Here is a 17,949-nt window from a genome sequence, read left to right on the forward strand (position 1 = left end):
GCCTGAACCGATAGCCTTGAGTACATGACACAACTGACGCCGGTGGCTGTCCTTGGCGCGTCCGGCCGCATGGGTTCCGAGGCCGTGAAGGCCATCAGGAACTCTCCGGACCTCACCTTGGTGGCCGCCCTCGGACGCCAGGACCCCCTGGAAGAGCTGATAGCCGCCGGCGCCCAGGTGGTGGTGGACCTCACCGTTCCGGAAAGCACTGAGCGAAACGTCGCCTTCGCCGTAGAGCATGGGCTTCACGCCGTCGTAGGAACCACAGGCTGGGATGAAAAGCGCGTAGCGGGCCTTCGGACCCTACTGGGCGCCAATCCCGGTGTCGGGGTGCTGATCGCGCCAAACTTCGCGCTCGGTTCAGTGCTCGCCACAGCTTTCGCCGCCCGTGCCGCCCGCTATTTCGAGTCGGTCGAGCTGATCGAACTGCACCACCCCGACAAGGTGGACGCACCATCCGGCACAGCCGAACGTACCGCAGCCCTCATCGCTGAGGCCCGCCGGGATGCCCGGATGCCCGGCAGCCCGGACGCGACGCAATCCGCACGGGACGGAGCCAGGGGCTGCGACGTCGACGGCATACGCGTGCATTCGGTCCGCCTGCGCGGCCTGGTGGCGCACCAGGAGGTCCTGTTCGGAGGGGTTGGAGAGCAACTGACCATACGGCACGATTCCTTCCACCGGGAATCCTTCATGCCAGGGGTGCTGCTCGGCATTCGCCAGGTCGGTTCGCACCCGGGCCTAACCGTTGGGCTCGACGGCTATCTCGACCTGCAGGCGTGAGGCAGTTCGTGCTCTTCTTGAAGAAACATCGCGTCAAAATAGGGGTGGCGTTCGTCACCCTCCTGCTCGTGTTCTGGTTGATCGTCGCACTTCAACGCAGCGTCATTCTCCTCACTGACCCGGATCCGGTGGCGAAGGCGCTCGGCGCCGCGTATCTGCTGCTTCCACTGATCGGGGCATGGGCGCTGGTTCGCGAGCTGGCCTTTGGAGCCCAAACGGAGGCCATGGCACGCGCGCTTGACGCTGAAGGTGGGCTCCCCGTCGACGACCTGCCGCGCACGCCCGCCGGCCGGATTGTTCGTGAGGCAGCCGACGCGCAGTTCCCGGACTACCAGGCAGCGGTCGAAGCGAAACCTGAGGACTGGCGTGTGTGGTTCCGCCTCTCCTGCGCGTACGACGCCGCCGGAGACCGCTCCCGCGCCCGCCGCACTATGCGCCACGCGGCCAAACTGCACCGAGGTAGACAGTAAACTCACCTAGCGTTTTCGGGCAGAGCCGGGAGACCGGGCAACGTCGCTCGCTCCCGCGACGATGAACTCAAGCGGTCCCCGTGCACGGAGTTTCCGCAGGACCAGTCCAAGGGCGATGAAAGCGGCGGCCTGTGCCCAGTACACGGGTGCCGGGTCAAGGGCGGGCTGCTGCTGGTCCACAATGCTCATGATCCAGATGTGCAGTGAGTACAGGGTGAGTGTCATCGCCCCGGGTGCTGAAAGCGGCAGCAGCAGCCAGTCAAGACGGCGCGTCACCAGCAGGCACAGCCCGACGACGGCCGCTGCCGTGCCAGCGGTGTGGGCAAGATCCAGCGGCGTGCCGGAATGCGGAGCGCTGACCGCCAGCCACCACCAGGTGCCGCTCTGGTCTATGCCGGTAAGGCTGACATTGAGCATGGCTTCGATGTCGTACCTGCGGCCGTCCGGTGTCTGGAGCAGGACAGCGAGACCGCCGACCGGACCGAGCAGGAACGCACTCGTGATCTTCGCTGCGATCGCCAGTCCGATCCCGCCCGCAATGAGGCCGACCTGGATACGGAATGCGCGGAGGTCCAGGCGGCCGATAACCATCCCGAGGAGCAGGTAGCTCAGCCACTGCAGCGCCGGATAGTAGCCCGTCACCAGGACGTCGGCGAGCAGCGTGACAGGCTCCCCGAAATGCTCAAGGGCAGGGTTGCCGTCCACGTCCGGCGGGCTGATATTGTCCTGGAGCCAGGGCCTCAGCCAGAACGCGGCGACCGGCGACAGCAGCGTCCAGCCCGCCGCCCACCAGACCAGCCGCCGGAGCGGGATCGAAACGAACGGGAGGGCGAGCAGAAACAGCACGCCGTAGTGGAAGAGAATGACCGCGATATTGGTCTCCAGGCCGCCGAGCATGAGTCCGACCATCGCGATAACGACGGCGCGCGCCGCGATACCGCGCCTGTCCCGGGTGAGCGCGCTGTCCTGGTGCGGCCGGCTACCCCCGGTAAGCAGTGCGAGTCCAATACCCGCCACGACGGCGAACAGGGCGGAAGAACGTCCTGAGAATGATGCGCCTATCCACGACGCGGCGGAAGTTCCCTCGACATACAGGGGAAACACATGCGTGGACATCATGCCGAAGAGGGCGATTCCCCTGGCCGCGTCGATACCGCTCAGGCGGCCGGAGGTTTGCGTGATGGCCATGATGGAATGTTCTCACGTGCGCTGCAAAGGGTAAGTTTGACCCATGGCTGACTCCGATATTCGTTCGCTTCCTTTCGGCTCCCTCGTAACTGCGATGGTCACCCTCTTCACACCGGATGGAGCGGTGGACCTGGACGCAACAGCCGCACTCGCGGTGCGGCTGGTCGACGACGGATGTGACGGCCTGGTGGTGTCGGGGACCACCGGCGAGACCTCAACCCTGGAAGATCAGGAGAAGGAAGACCTGTTCCGGGTGGTAGCCGAGGCAGTCAGCGGACGTGCCAAGGTCATCGCTGGCACAGGCACCAACCACACCTCCCATTCAGTCGAGATGGCCGAGCGCGCCCAGCGTGCCGGCGTGGACGCCCAATTGGTGGTTACCCCGTACTACAACAAGCCCACTCAGGCGGGAGTGCTGGCGCATTTTGATGCGGTGGCGGCAGCAACGGACCTGCCGATCATGATCTATGACATCCCGGGCCGGGCCGGGATCCCGATCAGCACCGAAACCATGATCCGTCTCGCTGACAATCCGAAAATCCTGGCCCTCAAGGACGCCAAGGCTGACTACGCAGCCGTGACGCGGGTGCTGGCGAATACTGCTCTGGACGTCTACGCGGGCGATGACGGGCTGACGCTTCCGTGGATGGCAGCGGGGGCCGTCGGCGTCGTGAGCGTGAGTGCACATGTGGCGACAGCGCAGTTCCGCGCGCTCGTCGACGCGGTCTCGGCCGGCGACTTCGGCACTGCCCGCAAGATTCACTTCGAACTCGACCCGGTTGTCCGGGCAGTTATGACCCACATCCCCGGCGCGGTGTCGGCCAAGCAAATCCTGCGCATGCAGGGCGTGCTGTCCAATGCGGTGGTGAGGCTGCCGCTCGTGGAGCCCACCGCCGTCGAAATGGAACCCGTGCTCACCGACCTCGCCGAAGCCGGCTGGGAATTTTGAGGCCAGTCGTAGTCGGTAACATCCGAAAGGCTGAAGTATGACCGAACCCGCGGGCACAGCACTCATCGCCCCACCACCGCTCTCCGAGGGAACCTTGCGGATTGTCCCGCTCGGCGGACTTGGCGAGATCGGCCGCAACATGGCCGTCTTCGAAATCGGTGGAAAGCTGCTGATTGTGGACTGCGGCGTTCTGTTTCCTGAGGAAACCCAGCCGGGCGTAGACCTGATTTTGCCGGACTTCTCCTACATCGAGGACCGCCTGGATGACGTGGTCGGCGTTGTCCTCACCCACGGCCACGAGGATCATATCGGCGCGGTGCCGTACCTTCTGCGGCTCAAGAACGACATCCCGCTGATTGGGTCGCAGCTGACACTTGCGCTGATCGAAGCGAAGCTGCAGGAACACCGGATCCGGCCTTTCACGCTTACTGTGACCGAGGGACAGGTAGAGCAGTTCGGCCCCTTCAAATGCGAGTTCGTCGCCGTCAACCACTCCATTCCCGACGCACTGGCCGTCTTCATTCGTACTGCTGCCGGCACAGTTCTGCACACCGGTGACTTCAAGATGGACCAGTTGCCCCTCGATGGCCGCATCACCGATCTCCGCGCATTCTCCCGGTTGGGTGAAGAGGGAGTCGATCTATTCATGGTCGATTCAACCAACGCTGACGTCCCGGGGTTCACAACAGCTGAACGGGAAATCGGCCCTGAACTTGACCGGCTCTTCGGACAGGTACGCAAGCGGGTCATCGTGGCGTCCTTCTCATCCCATGTCCACCGGGTCCAGCAAGTTTTGGATGCGGCAGAATCCCACGGGCGTTTTGTGTGCTTCGCCGGCCGTTCCATGGTCCGCAACATGTCGATCGCTGCCAAGCTGGGTTACCTGCGTGTGCCGGAAGGCATCCTCGTGGACGTGAAGAACGTCGACAACCTGCCGGATGACAAGGTTGTCCTCATGTCCACCGGATCCCAGGGCGAACCGATGGCCGCGCTATCCCGCATGGCAAACGGCGATCACCCAATCAGGGTAGGTAAGGGAGATACCGTCATCCTCGCCTCGTCCCTGATCCCGGGCAACGAGAACGCCGTGTTCCGCGTCATCAACGGTCTGCTCAAACTGGGGGCGGATGTCATCCACAAGGGCAACGCACGCGTTCATGTGTCAGGCCACGCGGCGGCGGGGGAGCTGCTCTACTGCTACAACATCCTCAAGCCGCGCAACGTGATGCCTGTCCACGGGGAGACGAGGCACCTGATAGCCAATGGCAAGCTCGCCATCCAGACGGGCATCCCGAGCGAAAACGTCCTACAGACCGACGACGGAACTGTCGTGGACCTGTTGGACGGGGTCGCGCGGGTAGTCGGGGCGGTGGAATGCGGATATGTCTATGTGGACGGCTCGAGTATCGGCGAGATCACCGATGCGGACCTCAAGGACCGCCGCATCCTCGGTGAAGAAGGTTTCATCTCGATCATCACGGTGGTTAACCGGAGCACCGGCAAGGTTGTCTCCGGGCCGGATATTCATGCCCGCGGGTTCGCAGAAGATGACTCCGTCTTCGATGACATCAAACCGAAGATCAATTCCGCGCTCGAGGAAGCCGTCATGAGCAACAAGGACCACACCACCCACCAGTTGCAGCAGGTCGTCAGGCGCGTCGTGGGAACGTGGGTCAACCGGCGCCACAGGCGTCGTCCCATGATCATTCCGGTGGTGCTGGAGGCCTGAGCGGGCGCGCAAATCCACGGAACCGGGGGTAGGGTCCGGTAGCGTAGCCAGTATGGCGACTCGTACTTCCCCCACAGCGCCGCGAGGTTCTAAACCGCGAGGTTCACAACAGTCGCGCACCCGTAACACTTCGACGGGCGGCCGCGGAACTTCGAGCCGTGGCTCCACAAAGACACAGCCGGTGCAGGATGAGCGTCCCGCGCTGCCCTTGCGCGCCGTACGCGGAATGTGGATGGGCATGGCCCACCTCGTTGCCGCCGGGATCCGCAAATTCGGGCACGACGTACAGCCGCAGAAGGATCTGCGGCGAGACGGAACCGGATTCTTTCTGTTCCTGTGCGCAGCGGCCGTCGCGACCGTTGAATGGTGGGCGCTCAGCGGCCCCGTCGCGGGCGGTGTACATGCTGTAGCAGGCGGATCCCTGGGATGGATGGCACTGCTGCTGCCCTTCATGCTGCTGATAGGTGCAGTGCGGCTCTTCCGTCACCCGGAGAGTCCGCGCGCGAACAACCGCATCGGCATCGGCCTGACCGTGATGGCGTTCGCCGGAGCGGGCATCGCGCACCTGGTGGGCGGGCAACCTGAGCTGTCCGCGGGGCTTGATCCCTTGTGGCAGGCCGGGGGAGTGATCGGTTACCTCGTCGCCGGCCCGGCCACGGCCATCCTCCCGGTGTGGCCAGTCGCCGTCGTTCTTTGTTTCCTGCTCTTCGTCAGTGTCCTGATTGTCACAGCGACACCGTTTCGCCATATTCCAGAGCGGCTGAGGGCCCTGTACGAGCACCTGATGGGACAGGATCTCCACGATCGCGAGCCGGGGGAACAGGACGAACACGACCAAAGTTACCTCTCCGACCGCGAGCGTGCGGCGCGCGAGAAGCCGAAGAAGAAGTCACGCTTCTTCGGCGGCAAGAAGAAGGCCGTGCAGGACGAGGATCTTGACGGCTTCGTGGGGGATGAGGCCTTTGAGCGGGCTGTGCTCGACGACGACGACGACGCCCCTGCCGCCGCCCTTGCGGCCACCCCGGCGATTCCACCCGGTGTGCGCCGCCCCACCCAGCAGGAACTCGCCACGCAGAAGATCAAGCAGAACCAGGGCATTGGGGACGCGGAGCCGGAAACCGAGGCCATGGCGGTGTTGCCGGCAGCGGTCAACTCCCCGCCAGTCCCGTCCAACCCGGTGCAGCCGCAGGCGCCGCTCACTCCCATTCCGCAGCGCACTGAGCAGCTGTCTCTTGCCGGAGACGTCACGTACACGCTACCGCCGTCGGATTACCTGCCCGCGGGTACTCCGCCGAAGGAACGCTCGGAAGCCAATGACGCCGTCGTCGCCGCGCTGACGCACACGCTTGAGCAGTTCAACGTTGATGCGAAAGTGACCGGGTTCTCCCGGGGCCCCACGGTAACCCGTTACGAAATCGAGCTTGCTTCGGGCACCAAGGTGGAACGGGTCACCGCCCTGTCCAAGAACATTTCCTACGCCGTCGCCAGCTCGGATGTGCGGATTCTTTCCCCCATTCCCGGCAAGTCCGCGATCGGCATCGAGATTCCCAACACAGACCGCGAAACCGTTTCCCTCGGCGACGTGCTGCGGTCAGGCAACGCGCGTAAAACGGACCATCCCATGGTGATGGGGGTCGGGAAGGATGTCGAGGGCGGCTTCGTCGTCGCGAACCTCGCCAAGATGCCACACCTCCTGGTTGCCGGTGCAACGGGAGCCGGAAAATCCTCGTTCGTGAACTCCATGATCACGTCCATCCTCATGAGATCCACGCCCGATGAAGTTCGCATGATCATGGTGGACCCCAAGCGGGTGGAACTTACGGCCTATGAAGGTGTGCCCCACCTCATCACGCCCATCATCACGAGCCCGAAGAAGGCCGCCGAAGCACTCCAGTGGGTTGTACGCGAGATGGACACAAGGTATGACGATCTCGCGAACTACGGTTACAAGCACATTGACGACTTCAACAAAGCCGTACGCAACGGCAAGGTTGTCCCGCCGCCTGATTCCAAGCGGGTCGTGCGGCCGTACCCGTACCTGCTGGTGATCGTAGACGAGCTTGCGGACCTCATGATGGTGGCCCCTCGCGACGTTGAGGATTCGATCGTCCGGATCACGCAGCTTGCGCGCGCGGCAGGCATCCACCTTGTGCTGGCTACCCAGCGTCCATCCGTCGACGTGGTCACCGGACTGATCAAGGCCAACGTACCGTCGCGGATGGCGTTCGCCACCTCCTCCGTCACAGATTCCCGCGTGGTCCTGGACCAGCCGGGAGCCGAGAAGCTCATCGGCCAGGGTGACGCTCTCTTCCTGCCGATGGGTGCGTCCAAGCCGATGCGTGTCCAAGGCGCCTGGGTCACTGAGTCCGAAATCCATCGTGTGGTGGAACACGTCAAGGAGCAGTTGAAGGCCGTCTATCGGGACGACGTTGCCGTTGAGGCGCCCAAGAAGCAGATCGACGACGACATCGGCGACGATCTGGAGGTTCTGCTGCAGGCCACAGAGCTGGTTGTGACTACGCAGTTCGGATCCACTTCCATGCTCCAGAGGAAGCTGCGGGTGGGCTTTGCCAAGGCCGGACGCCTGATGGACCTCCTGGAATCCAGGGGAGTAGTCGGCCCTTCGGAGGGGTCCAAGGCCCGTGACGTGCTGGTGAAGCCTGACGACCTCGCTCCGGTGCTCGCAGCAATGCGCGGTGATGAACCGCCGGTGCCCGCCCCTGCATCGAGCCCGCCTGCTGGACCGGGGACGCCGGACGTGGTTGCCGAGGATCTGGATTCCCGACCACAGGCAGTTGAGTATCACGACGACGACGCGGATGAAGACGGCTCTGAAGACGCCTGGGGACTGACCGGCAGGTAGCCTTGTCGCGTGAGCAATTCAGACTCCGCACCGGTCCCGGTCCTCAACGTAGCGAACATCCTGACTGTCGTGCGCATTGTGCTGGTGCCCTTCTTCGTCTGGTTCCTCCTCACCGACGCCGGTGAAGGCGGACTGTTTCGCTGGCTGGCAGTTGCTACGTTCGCGGTAGCGATCTACACCGACAAACTCGACGGCGACCTGGCGCGCAGCCGTGGGCTCATCACCAACTTCGGGAAGATCGCAGACCCGATTGCTGACAAGCTCCTCATCGGCTCGGCACTCGTCCTGCTGTCGGTACTCGGTGAGCTTTGGTGGTGGGTCACGGTCGTGATCCTGGTTCGTGAACTCGGCATCACACTGCTGCGATTCGCAGTTATCCGGTACGGCGTCATGCCTGCCTCACGCGGCGGGAAACTTAAAACCGTGATTCAGACGCTTGCAATCTTCCTGTATCTGATGCAGGCCGCGCTCGGCGAATGGGCATGGTGGCCGGCCGTCGTGGTCATGATGGTCGCGGTGCTGGTCACGGTCGTGACTGGCGCCGACTACGTCCTGCAGGCCATTCGTCTCCGCCGGAGCGCGCAGAGAACGGGTTCGTGATTCCGGTGGGCGATGGAAAGGCCGCTCACAACGCGGTGGACCTTGCACGCAGACTCGGAGTAACTCTCGCCACGGCGGAGTCGCTCACCGCCGGGATGGTTTCCGCCCTGCTCGCGACCGTTCCTGGCGTATCAACCGTGCTGCGGGGTGGGATCGTCTCCTACCATCGTGATTTGAAGGAGACCCTACTCGGAGTCGATCCTGACCTTCTTGACCGCGTAGGCGCCGTCGACCCGCAGGTGGCGAAGCAGATGGCTGAGGGCGCCCGGAGGATCTGCGAAGCTGACGTCGGTATTGCTACAACGGGAGTCGCCGGGCCTGAGCCGCACGAGGGCAAAAGCGTAGGCACGGTCTTCATTGCCGTGGCCATGCCAGATGGGGCAGTGGTATGCGAGTTCACATTCGCCGGTGATCGCAGCCAAATCCGCAACGCTTCCTGTGAGGCAGCTCTGAATACACTGTACGAAACCCTTACAGCCAGCGCCGCAGGAACAAACGTAGTACCGCAATAGTTATCAATACTGTCAGCCGCTCGTAGTGCTGACCGGCTAGGCTTAAAAGCAGAAGGCTGCTCCTGCAGCCAGAAAAAGGAGTTAGGCGATACACATGGTTAAGCAACCCGTATCCGTAAACGGTGTGGTCCGTTGGCGCGATGTGGGGTTGGCAGAAGATCCGCAACGTAAGCCGAAGGAGCGCAAGATGGTCGTACTACGCCACGAAATCGGAGACGTCCTGCGTGACGTACGCCAGCGCCAGGGCCGCACCCTTCGGGAAGTGTCGCACAGCGCACGTGTGTCCCTGGGATACCTCAGTGAGGTGGAACGGGGACAGAAGGAAGCCTCCTCGGAACTGCTCTCCTCAATCTGCACCGCGTTGGACGTACCCCTTTCCCTGATGCTCCGAGAAGTAAGCGACCGCCTGGCAGAGGCTGAAGGGGTAGCTGTACCCGACACGGTTCCGCAGGAATTTGCACAGGAGTTCGGCGGCGATATCCCTGAGGGGTTCAAGGATGGGTTCAGCCGTGACCTCGCGGCGAGCAAAAGCTAACCGCGTTCTGTCGCCTGTATAACGGCAAAGGGCCCGCTAGTGCGGGCCCTTTGCATGTCTAGGGTACTTATTCGTCTCGATCTTCCGACGGAGTACGGACTGTCACCAATTGTCCTTTGTGTAGGTCTCGTTGAGCTGGGCTATCAGATTACCGAGGGTTGTTACATCCTCAAGACTCCAGTCTTCCATCAGGTGATGGAAGGCCTCTTTTCGGGCCGACTGCGCAGTGGAAAGCTGACGGGAGCCGTCTTCCGTGAGACTGATGGATTGGGCGCGCCCATCGAGCGGATCGGCAGTCTTCTCCACCAACCCAAGTTGTTCCAGCATTGCGATCTGCCGGCTGACGGACGGTTTTCCCACGCCGATGCTCGCCGCGAGGTCGGTCAGCCGCATGGAACCCTCCCGCTGTAGGATGACGAGCAGCCCATAGGCGGCCGGCTCCATGTCCGGATGCACGCGCCGAGCCACCTTGTAGGAGTTGGACCGCGCACGCCTCCAAAGCATGCTGAGCTGTTGTTCCAATGCCTGAATGGCAGCATCAACGGAGGCATCGGGTTCATGGCGGTCTGCAGTCATGCGTTTCATTCTATGGTTTATGTACGAAAGGGCTGATTTGGCATGCGTATCAGTGATTTCTGGCGTTTGATGGATGATGAGTTCGGGCCTGCCTATTCGCGTACGCTCGCGTCCACGTTGCACCTGGCGGAGTTGAAAGACCGCACGCCCGAGGACGCCTTGCGCGCAGGTATTGACCCCAAAACCGTGTGGCTGTCAGTGTGCGCAATGCAGGAAGTTCCCGAGCACCGCCGGCTAGGGCGCGATGTGAAGCCCCGCTGACCCTGCGTTTGCGCCGAACACGCCGGTTGATTCAATCGAATATGTGTTCGGTTCAGGGATATGCTTGAGTCAGCAGGAACCGAGTGCACTTGTTCTCCACAATCACGCAAAATGCTGCGATATGTCCACATCCGCCGAGATGCTCGGCAAATTGTCGGAGGCGTTCGCTACGGTCAAGAGGAACATAAAACGGGCCCTGGAGGCCATGAGAAAGCCGAGGTAGATGATGGCCGCACCAGCGGATCGAGAAAAGGCTCTTGAAGCAGCTCTTGCCCAGATTGACAAGCAGTACGGCAAGGGTTCCGTCATGCGCCTGGGGGATGAGACCCGTGCACCGATAGAAACAATTTCCACCAGCTCCATTGCACTGGATGCCGCGCTCGGTATTGGAGGCCTTCCCCGGGGGCGGGTTGTGGAAATCTACGGTCCTGAATCCTCCGGTAAAACCACAGTGGCGCTTCATGCCGTGGCCAATGCGCAGCGTAACGGCGGCATAGCCGCGTTCATCGACGCTGAGCATGCTCTGGACCCGGAGTACGCCAAAAGGCTGGGCGTCGACACTGATGCGTTGCTTGTGTCCCAGCCGGACACCGGAGAGCAGGCTCTGGAGATCATGGACATGCTGGTGGGTTCGGGATCCATTGACATCGTGGTTATCGACTCCGTGGCAGCCCTTGTTCCCCGTGCCGAGATCGAAGGCGAGATGGGGGACAGTCATGTCGGGTTGCAGGCCCGGCTGATGAGCCAGGCGCTGCGTAAGATCACTGGGCGGCTGAGCCAGACCAAGACCACAGCGATCTTCATCAATCAGCTGCGCGAGAAGATCGGCGTCTTCTTCGGCAGCCCGGAAACCACTACGGGCGGTAAGGCGCTGAAGTTCTACGCTTCGGTGCGAATTGACGTGCGCAGGATCGAAACCCTGAAGGAAGGCACCAATCCCGTTGGCAACCGGACCCGCGCCAAAATCGTCAAGAACAAGATGGCGCCGCCCTTCAAGCAGGCCGAATTCGACATCCTGTATGGCCACGGAATTTCCCGCGAAGGCGGTCTGATTGATGTCGGCGTTGAGAACGGCCTTGTAAAGAAGTCTGGAGCCTGGTTCACCTATGACGGAGATCAGCTGGGACAGGGTAAGGAGAACGCCCGCAAGTTCCTGATGGATAACCCCGACCTCGCTGACGAGCTGGAGCAGCGCATTCGGGAGAAGCTTGGCGTCGGTGGTGCTGTGGAAGCTGAACCCGCGCCGGACGGCCCCAAGCTGAAGGCTGTTGGCGGCGAGGGTCGCTAGCAGGCAAAGTGGTCGGTGAAAACGAAGTGGGCGAGGGCGCCGTGGTAGAACGCGGCGCCCGCTCTGGCCGCACTCGTCTGCGACGTGGGTCGCGGCGATCTGGACCTGGTGCCGCTGACGCCGACGCGAGGCGTGACGAAGATCCGTACGAAGTTGCGAGGTCCATCGTCCTCAGGCAGCTCTCGATGGCGCCCCGGAGTCGCCATCAACTGTTCGGCAAGCTCGCGGAGCGCGGTGTGTCCGAGCACGTTGCGGTGGAAATCCTCGACCGCTACGAGGAGGTGCAGCTGGTTGACGACGCTGAGTTTGCGAAGATGTGGGTGCGAAGCAGGGCGCAGACAAGCTCGCTCGCCCGAAGCGCGCTTAAACGTGAGTTGGCGGAGAAGGGTATTACCGGTGAGATTGCCGAAGATGCTCTCGCGCAGCGAACGGATGAGGATGAGATGGCTGCCGCGGAGGAACTCGTGCGCAGAAAACTACGTCCGTTGGCGGATCCCGGTGACCGTGCCGGCCGCGACAAGCAGGTGCGGCGGCTTGTCAGCATGTTGGCCCGCAAGGGTTATCCACCCGGGGCCGCCTTCTCGATCGTGAAGAACGTGATGGCAGATGGTTGAACGCGGTCCTGCCTGGACGCCTCCGCGGGCCTAGGAGTTCATAGCGCGGCGCTGTAGTGTAAACCTTCGTGTTGAAGTTGAGCTTGAATCTGTTGCGGTGTGTCGCGTCGGCGGCGATCCTGGTGATGGTCCTGGGTTCGGCCGGGCCGTACTTCGCTATGGCTGCCACGGGTGACACCTTTCCCACCTGGGAGGAGGTACGGACCGCGAAAGGCGATGAAGCCGCTGTCCGCGAACAAACCGCGACGCTCGATGAGCTCCTGGGCACGCTACGGTCAGAGGCCGGTTCACAAGGCGACGCAGCAGTTGATGCTGCCGCACGTTTTTCGCAGGCGAGGGCTGCTCTCAAGGCTGGCGAGCGTGCTCTACAGACTTTGGAAGAACGCCTCGAGCAGGCTGAGGCTGAATCTGCAGCGGCGTTGCAGGACGTGGCAGCTGCCGCTGCCGCCTACTACAAGGCTGGGCAACCCGTTGACGGGCCGTTGCTCGTTCTCGCCAATCCCGGGCGCGTGCTCGACGTACTCGACGCCATGCGGACGCTGCAGGTCGTCGGAGAGCACCGCTCCGTTTCATACTGGGACGCCGAGGAAGCCAGACAGGTGGCGGACGCTCTTCGCGCGCAGGTTGAGGCGGCCACCATAGAGCGCGAGAGGCTCGCCGCGGAAGCCGCAGCACAGCGTCAAACGGCGGAGCAGAAGGCCGCCTCGGCCAATGAGGCCGTGCAACAGTACGAGCAGCGGGCGCACCAACTGCTTCAGCAGTTAGCCGAACTGAGGAACACCTCCGTTGCCCTGGAAGCTGAACGCCAGCAGGGCCTCGCCGCTGAATCTGCCTATGCAGAACAGCAGCGCCTCGCCCAACTCGCAGCGCAGCAGGCATCCTCGCGCGAATCAGCCGAGAGTCAACCCGTTACTGTGGGAAACCCGCTGCCGCCGGCGTCCGGTACCCTGCCGGAGCGCCCGGGGGATGTACCCGGGCCGCCGGCCAACAACACTCCCTCGGAACCAGTTCCCCCGCAACCCTCCCCACCTATTCCGCAACCAACCGCGCCACCTGTTGTCCAGGTCCCGGCACCGCCGCCAACCAGCCCGCCAACTGAACCCCCTGCGCCGGAACCGCCGCCCGCACCGGAACCGCCGCCGATCGTCGCAGTGGATGACCCGGCGGGCGCCCAGGCATATGCTGCCGGCCGCGCAGCCGCATACGGGTGGGCACCGGATGAGTTCACTTGCCTGGTGAACCTGTGGAATCGGGAATCGGGCTGGCGAACAAGCGCAGACAATCCCTACAGCGACGCCTACGGCATTCCGCAGGCGCTACCCGGAAGCAAGATGGCCAGCGCAGGGCCGGACTGGCGCACTAACTACCGCACTCAGATCGAATGGGGGCTCGGCTATATCGCCCAGCGATACGGGACGCCCTGCGCTGCGTGGGACCACTCCGAACGGAACAACTGGTACTGAGCCCGACGAAGAACCCATGCATCTAGATCAGTCCTGGTTGGGCGCAGGGGCGCAGGGCCGTACCCTTAACTGGTGAGTTTCACCCCGCTAACCGCAACAGTCGAACCGGACGAGCAGACGCATGCACCGCAACGCACCTACGAGGTGCGCACTTTCGGTTGCCAGATGAACGTGCACGACTCCGAGCGCATAGCCGGACTCCTGGAGGACGCCGGGTACGCCGACGCCGCAGGAGGCCAGGCCGACGTCGTTGTCTTTAATACGTGCGCGGTGCGCGAGAACGCAGACAATAAGCTGTACGGGAACCTGGGTATGTTGGCGTCCGTCAAGGACGCCCGTCCCGGGATGCAGATAGCCGTCGGCGGGTGCCTTGCGCAAAAGGACCGCGAGACTATTCTCCGCAAGGCACCGTGGGTGGACGCTGTCTTCGGCACCCACAACATCGGTGCACTTCCCGCCCTGTTGGAACGGGCACGCCACAACGACGAGGCACAGCTTGAGATCCTCGAATCTCTCGATGTCTTTCCGTCCACCCTGCCCACCAAACGCGACTCGGTGTACTCGGGATGGGTATCGATCTCAGTGGGGTGCAACAACACCTGCACCTTCTGCATCGTCCCGTCGCTGCGCGGCAAGGAGAAGGACCGGCGTCCGGGAGAGATCCTGGCCGAAATTGAAGCACTCGTGGCCGACGGCGCGATCGAGGTTACGCTGCTGGGCCAGAACGTGAATTCCTATGGAGTCGAGTTCGGCGACCGGGGCGCTTTTGCCAAGCTGTTGCGTGCCTGTGGAGACATCGAAGGTCTGGAACGTGTGCGCTTCACCAGCCCCCATCCGGCTGCCTTCACCGATGACGTCATCGACGCCATGGCTGAGACGCCCAATGTCGCTCCGCAATTGCACATGCCGCTGCAATCGGGTTCGGACCGGGTTCTGAAGGCGATGCGCCGGTCCTATCGCTCGGAGAAGTTCCTTGGAATCCTGGACCGCGTCCGTGCCCGGATGCCGCATGCGTCCATTTCCACGGATATCATCGTCGGTTTTCCGGGTGAGACCGAGGAGGATTTCCAGGAAACCCTTCGCGTCGTCGAGCAATCACGTTTCGCCACCGCTTTCACATTCCAGTACTCGAAGCGCCCAGGAACACCCGCCGCTGACCTACCGGACCAACTGCCAAAGGCCGTGGTCCAGGAGAGGTACGAACGGTTGACCGAACTGCAGGACCGGATCTGCGGGGAAGAGAACGCGGCCCAGATCGGGCGCCAGGTGGAAGTGCTGGTCACTGCCCAACAGGGCCGCAAGGCACACGAAACCCATCGTTTGAGTGGGCGGGCGCGGGACCAGCGCCTGGTGCACTTCTCAGTGCCCGACGGCGCAGAGCAGCCGCGGCCCGGCGACCTCGTTATAGTCGCGGTCACACAGGCTGCGCCCTTCCACTTGATCGCTGACCCCCAAGCGGCGGACTACCGGTTAAGGCGATCCCGTGCCGGGGATGCGTGGGATCGCGCACAGGCAGACAGTTGCGGAGCGCCTGCACCGGGAAGCGGCACGGGAGTTTCGCTGGGTATGCCGTCGTTGCCGTTACGCACAGCTTCCACGTGACCGAAGGCGCAGCTGTTTGGACAGTACCGCCCCTGATCGCCGTCGTCGGGCCGACTGGGTCCGGTAAATCGGATCTGGGCGTTGCGCTGGCTCAGGCCCTGCGGGGCGAGATCATCAATGCCGACGCCATGCAGTTTTATCAGGGCATGGATATCGGTACCGCCAAACTGCCGATCGAGGATAGGCAGGGCGTACCCCATCACCTGCTCGACATACTCGACATCCGCGAGGAAGCGAACGTAGCGAAGTATCAGCGTCAGAGCAGGAAGCTCATAGGGGAGATCCGGTCCCGCGGGAACGTGCCGATTCTCGTTGGCGGATCGGGGCTGTACGTCCGGGCTGCCCTTGACGAGCTGGAGTTTCCGCCGACTGACGCAGCGGTGCGGTCCCGTCTCGAGATGGAGAAGTCCGAGGACGGCATAGGCGCGCTCAGGCAGCGCCTCGCGCAGGTGGACCCAACTTCGGAGGCACGCCTGCACGATGAACGCCGTGTCATCCGCGCCCTGGAAGTTCATGAGCTGACTGGAAGACCCTTCAGCTCATACATGCCTAGCCGCATCTACCATCAACCGGCCCTCCAGCTGGGATTGCGCGTGGACCGCGAGCTACTCCGTGCCCGCCTGGCCACGCGGGTTCACACCATGGTTGAGAGCGGGCTCCTGGACGAGGTCCGTGCCCTCGATCACAGAGGACTGCGTGAAGGACGAACCGCTTCCCGTGCACTCGGCTACGCCCAGTTCCTCCGCGTGCTCGACGGCGAATGGTCGGCAGCGGAGGCAGTCGAGGACACCATTGGGGCGACCCGCCGCTTTGCCCGCAGGCAGCTCACCTGGTTCAGGGCGGACGAGCGTGTGCAGTGGCTCGAGTGGCAGGATGCGGCGCTTCACGAACGTGCACTGGAAGTTCTCCGGCAGACTCTCCGCCTATCCTAGAAGGGTGAGCACACAACCCGATGCAGCACTGGCTGCCAGCACGCCACTGTCCGGCCTGTCCTTCAGCAAGGGACATGGAACAGGAAATGACTTCCTTCTGCTGGCTGACCCGGATGGTTCCATCGAGCTCGGCGTGGAAGAAGTCACCGCGGCATGCGACCGTCACCGTGGCTTAGGGGCAGACGGGTTGATCCGGGCGGTGCCGTCGTCGTTGGTTCCCGAAGGTCGTGCCCTGCTCCAGAACAACCCGGAAGCCGAGTGGTTCATGGATTACCGCAACGGTGACGGGTCCGTGTCGGAGATGTGCGGCAACGGCGTCCGCGTTTTCGTGCACTTCCTCATCGATCGCGGGTTGCTTTCCCTGGACGAGGGGGCGGCCGCCGCTGTCGGAACCCGCGGCGGTATTAAGGTGATCGAACGCTCGCCCGACGGTTATTCAGTGGACATGGGCCCCTGGGAGTTCATTCATCCCGAGAAGGCTGCCGCGCGGGCGATGGACGCCCTCGTGGAAGCAGATGGTCTCGAAGTTCCCCGGCCCGGTCTCTCCATCAGCATGGGCAACCCGCACACGGTAGTGGCGTTGGCGGAAATAGCGGAACTGGACGCCACGAGCCTCAGCGCTGCGCCGCGGGTGGACCCGGTTCCACCGAACGGCACCAATGTCGAATTCGTCGTTCCGGACGATCCGCTGGTTCACGACGGCATCGGTCAGGTCACCATGCGCGTTCACGAGCGCGGTGTGGGCGAGACACTTTCCTGTGGCACGGGAGCATGCGCGGCAGCGGTGGCCACGAGATACTGGGCAGGAGCGGATGCCCCTGACCATTGGGCAGTCTCTGTCCCAGGAGGGCAGGTAGGGGTGCAATTCCACGTCGGCCCGGATGGCCGGGAACACGTACACCTGAGTGGTCCGGCGGTTCTCATCGCCAGCGGGACGTTTGCCTAAAGCCCCGTATCGCGCCTGGTAACGCGCAGGATCCGGAAGGATTTCGCGGTAGCCGCGCGGTCGACCTCGTACCCTTCATCGAATTCGGCGACAAGCCAGCGCTGCAGCGAGTCCGCACCCAGGTTTTTCTGCACGACCAGCCATGCGGTGCCGCCTGGCGCGAGGCGCGGCAGCCAGGTCAGCAGCAATGCGTGCAACGCTTCCTTGCCGATTCGGATCGGGGGGTTTGACCAGATTGTGTCGAAGGTCAGGTCGGCGGCAACGGCGTCGGGCGCAGCGGCGCTCAGGTTGTCCAGTCCCAGGCGGGAAGCGTTCTCGCGGACAAGGCCGAGTGCGCGCTCGTTCACATCGACGGCGACCACGCGCGCTTTGGGTTCCTGCAGCGCCATGGTCAGCGCGAGCGGACCCCAGCCGCAGCCGATATCCAGGAGAGTTTGTCCTTCCGGCGGTGGCACCTCGGCGAGGAGGATCGACGTCCCCTTGTCCACGCCGTCGGGACTGAAGATCCCCCCTGCGGTCACCAGCTCGCGCAGACGGCCGTCGAGGACCACCCGTAGGGCCCGTCGCTGGTCCGGCCCGGCGGGTGTCGCGCTGAAGTAGTGCTGCGATTCCATAGTGCTCCAGCGTAGTCGGCGTAC

General features: G+C 63.2%; 18 protein-coding genes. 15 read left to right on the top strand and 3 right to left on the bottom strand.

The features are described 5' to 3' along the window. Window positions 1-24: 24 nt before the first annotated feature. Both dapB and BJ994_RS05160 read left to right on the top strand, forming a co-directional pair. The gene (gene dapB, locus BJ994_RS05155) at window positions 25-783 is read left to right on the top strand and encodes a 4-hydroxy-tetrahydrodipicolinate reductase (protein WP_167992185.1); all 759 of its coding nucleotides are present in this window, start codon (window positions 25-27) and stop codon (window positions 781-783) included. Window positions 784-800: 17 nt separating this feature from the next. Further along, window positions 801-1,253 carry a hypothetical protein gene (locus BJ994_RS05160; RefSeq protein ID WP_209066625.1) on the top strand — a complete coding sequence of 151 codons (453 nt, stop codon included), beginning with the start codon at window positions 801-803 and terminating at the stop codon, window positions 1,251-1,253. A 6-nt stretch (window positions 1,254-1,259) separates the two neighbouring features. Here BJ994_RS05160 and BJ994_RS05165 read toward each other — a convergent pair whose 3' ends face one another. Continuing rightward, window positions 1,260-2,441 (bottom strand): heparan-alpha-glucosaminide N-acetyltransferase domain-containing protein, encoded by a 1,182-nt coding sequence (locus tag BJ994_RS05165; RefSeq protein ID WP_167992189.1) that lies wholly within the window; start codon window positions 2,439-2,441, stop codon window positions 1,260-1,262. 43 nt (window positions 2,442-2,484) lie between these two features. Between BJ994_RS05165 and dapA the strand changes: the two genes are divergently transcribed. The 6 genes from dapA (at window position 2,485) to BJ994_RS05195 (ending at window position 9,629) form a co-directional block, all read left to right on the top strand. Further along, complete coding sequence (gene dapA / locus BJ994_RS05170; protein WP_167992192.1) at window positions 2,485-3,390, top strand: 4-hydroxy-tetrahydrodipicolinate synthase; 906 nt, start codon at window positions 2,485-2,487, stop codon at window positions 3,388-3,390. A gap of 37 nt (window positions 3,391-3,427) precedes the next feature. After that, the gene (locus BJ994_RS05175; RefSeq protein WP_167992194.1) at window positions 3,428-5,119 is read left to right on the top strand and encodes a ribonuclease J; all 1,692 of its coding nucleotides are present in this window, start codon (window positions 3,428-3,430) and stop codon (window positions 5,117-5,119) included. Between the two features lie 52 nt (window positions 5,120-5,171). Continuing rightward, the gene (locus BJ994_RS05180) at window positions 5,172-7,982 is read left to right on the top strand and encodes an FtsK/SpoIIIE family DNA translocase (protein WP_167992196.1); all 2,811 of its coding nucleotides are present in this window, start codon (window positions 5,172-5,174) and stop codon (window positions 7,980-7,982) included. A gap of 9 nt (window positions 7,983-7,991) precedes the next feature. Then, window positions 7,992-8,582 carry a CDP-diacylglycerol--glycerol-3-phosphate 3-phosphatidyltransferase gene (gene pgsA, locus BJ994_RS05185; RefSeq protein ID WP_167992198.1) on the top strand — a complete coding sequence of 197 codons (591 nt, stop codon included), beginning with the start codon at window positions 7,992-7,994 and terminating at the stop codon, window positions 8,580-8,582. Beyond that, window positions 8,579-9,094 carry a CinA family protein gene (locus BJ994_RS05190; RefSeq protein WP_342450291.1) on the top strand — a complete coding sequence of 172 codons (516 nt, stop codon included), beginning with the start codon at window positions 8,579-8,581 and terminating at the stop codon, window positions 9,092-9,094. The genes pgsA and BJ994_RS05190 overlap by 4 nt, the downstream gene beginning before the upstream one ends. A gap of 94 nt (window positions 9,095-9,188) precedes the next feature. Continuing rightward, window positions 9,189-9,629: a helix-turn-helix domain-containing protein gene (locus BJ994_RS05195; RefSeq protein ID WP_167992200.1), complete on the top strand. Its 441-nt coding sequence runs from the start codon at window positions 9,189-9,191 to the stop codon at window positions 9,627-9,629. A 102-nt stretch (window positions 9,630-9,731) separates the two neighbouring features. On the opposite strand, the gene BJ994_RS05200 is transcribed toward BJ994_RS05195, so the two are convergent. Further along, a complete protein-coding gene (locus BJ994_RS05200) occupies window positions 9,732-10,205 on the bottom strand; it encodes a MarR family winged helix-turn-helix transcriptional regulator (RefSeq protein ID WP_167992202.1) in 474 nt (157 codons plus the stop codon). A gap of 42 nt (window positions 10,206-10,247) precedes the next feature. Between BJ994_RS05200 and BJ994_RS05205 the strand changes: the two genes are divergently transcribed. From BJ994_RS05205 to dapF, 7 genes are all read left to right on the top strand, one after another. Then, window positions 10,248-10,466, top strand: coding sequence for a DUF3046 domain-containing protein (locus BJ994_RS05205; protein WP_167992204.1), 219 nt, complete (start codon window positions 10,248-10,250; stop codon window positions 10,464-10,466). Window positions 10,467-10,692: 226 nt separating this feature from the next. Continuing rightward, on the top strand, window positions 10,693-11,754 hold the full coding sequence (gene recA, locus BJ994_RS05210; protein ID WP_167995870.1) for a recombinase RecA: 1,062 nt from the start codon (window positions 10,693-10,695) through the stop codon (window positions 11,752-11,754). A gap of 164 nt (window positions 11,755-11,918) precedes the next feature. Next, on the top strand, window positions 11,919-12,368 hold the full coding sequence (locus BJ994_RS05215; protein WP_425339402.1) for a regulatory protein RecX: 450 nt from the start codon (window positions 11,919-11,921) through the stop codon (window positions 12,366-12,368). Between the two features lie 68 nt (window positions 12,369-12,436). Further along, window positions 12,437-13,831, top strand: a complete 1,395-nt coding sequence (locus BJ994_RS05220) for an aggregation-promoting factor C-terminal-like domain-containing protein (RefSeq protein WP_167992208.1) — start codon at window positions 12,437-12,439, stop codon at window positions 13,829-13,831. 72 nt (window positions 13,832-13,903) lie between these two features. Then, on the top strand, window positions 13,904-15,433 hold the full coding sequence (gene miaB, locus BJ994_RS05225) for a tRNA (N6-isopentenyl adenosine(37)-C2)-methylthiotransferase MiaB (protein WP_167992210.1): 1,530 nt from the start codon (window positions 13,904-13,906) through the stop codon (window positions 15,431-15,433). Next, window positions 15,430-16,365, top strand: a complete 936-nt coding sequence (gene miaA, locus BJ994_RS05230) for a tRNA (adenosine(37)-N6)-dimethylallyltransferase MiaA (RefSeq protein ID WP_167992212.1) — start codon at window positions 15,430-15,432, stop codon at window positions 16,363-16,365. The genes miaB and miaA overlap by 4 nt, the downstream gene beginning before the upstream one ends. A gap of 4 nt (window positions 16,366-16,369) precedes the next feature. Further along, window positions 16,370-17,311 (top strand): diaminopimelate epimerase, encoded by a 942-nt coding sequence (gene dapF, locus BJ994_RS05235; protein ID WP_342450292.1) that lies wholly within the window; start codon window positions 16,370-16,372, stop codon window positions 17,309-17,311. Here dapF and BJ994_RS05240 read toward each other — a convergent pair. Continuing rightward, window positions 17,308-17,925, bottom strand: coding sequence for a class I SAM-dependent methyltransferase (locus tag BJ994_RS05240; RefSeq protein WP_167992214.1), 618 nt, complete (start codon window positions 17,923-17,925; stop codon window positions 17,308-17,310). The two genes, dapF and BJ994_RS05240, sit on opposite strands and share 4 nt — an antisense overlap. Between the last annotated feature and the right edge of the window lie 24 nt (window positions 17,926-17,949).

Source organism: Arthrobacter pigmenti, assembly GCF_011927905.1.
Taxonomy (GTDB): domain Bacteria; phylum Actinomycetota; class Actinomycetes; order Actinomycetales; family Micrococcaceae; genus Arthrobacter_D; species Arthrobacter_D pigmenti.

Excerpts from the sequence above, each read along its gene's own strand:
- BJ994_RS05195 (WP_167992200.1), top strand. The coding sequence starts at position 9,189 with ATGGTTAAGCAACCCGTATCCGTAAACGGTGTGGTCCGTTGGCGCGAT.
- BJ994_RS05205 (WP_167992204.1), top strand. The coding sequence starts at position 10,248 with ATGCGTATCAGTGATTTCTGGCGTTTGATGGATGATGAGTTCGGGCCT.
- dapA (WP_167992192.1), top strand. The coding sequence starts at position 2,485 with ATGGCTGACTCCGATATTCGTTCGCTTCCTTTCGGCTCCCTCGTAACT.
- recA (WP_167995870.1), top strand. The coding sequence starts at position 10,693 with ATGGCCGCACCAGCGGATCGAGAAAAGGCTCTTGAAGCAGCTCTTGCC.
- BJ994_RS05175 (WP_167992194.1), top strand. The coding sequence starts at position 3,428 with ATGACCGAACCCGCGGGCACAGCACTCATCGCCCCACCACCGCTCTCC.
- BJ994_RS05240 (WP_167992214.1), bottom strand. The coding sequence starts at position 17,925 with ATGGAATCGCAGCACTACTTCAGCGCGACACCCGCCGGGCCGGACCAG.
- BJ994_RS05200 (WP_167992202.1), bottom strand. The coding sequence starts at position 10,205 with ATGACTGCAGACCGCCATGAACCCGATGCCTCCGTTGATGCTGCCATT.
- dapB (WP_167992185.1), top strand. The coding sequence starts at position 25 with ATGACACAACTGACGCCGGTGGCTGTCCTTGGCGCGTCCGGCCGCATG.
- BJ994_RS05165 (WP_167992189.1), bottom strand. The coding sequence starts at position 2,441 with ATGGCCATCACGCAAACCTCCGGCCGCCTGAGCGGTATCGACGCGGCC.
- BJ994_RS05180 (WP_167992196.1), top strand. The coding sequence starts at position 5,172 with ATGGCGACTCGTACTTCCCCCACAGCGCCGCGAGGTTCTAAACCGCGA.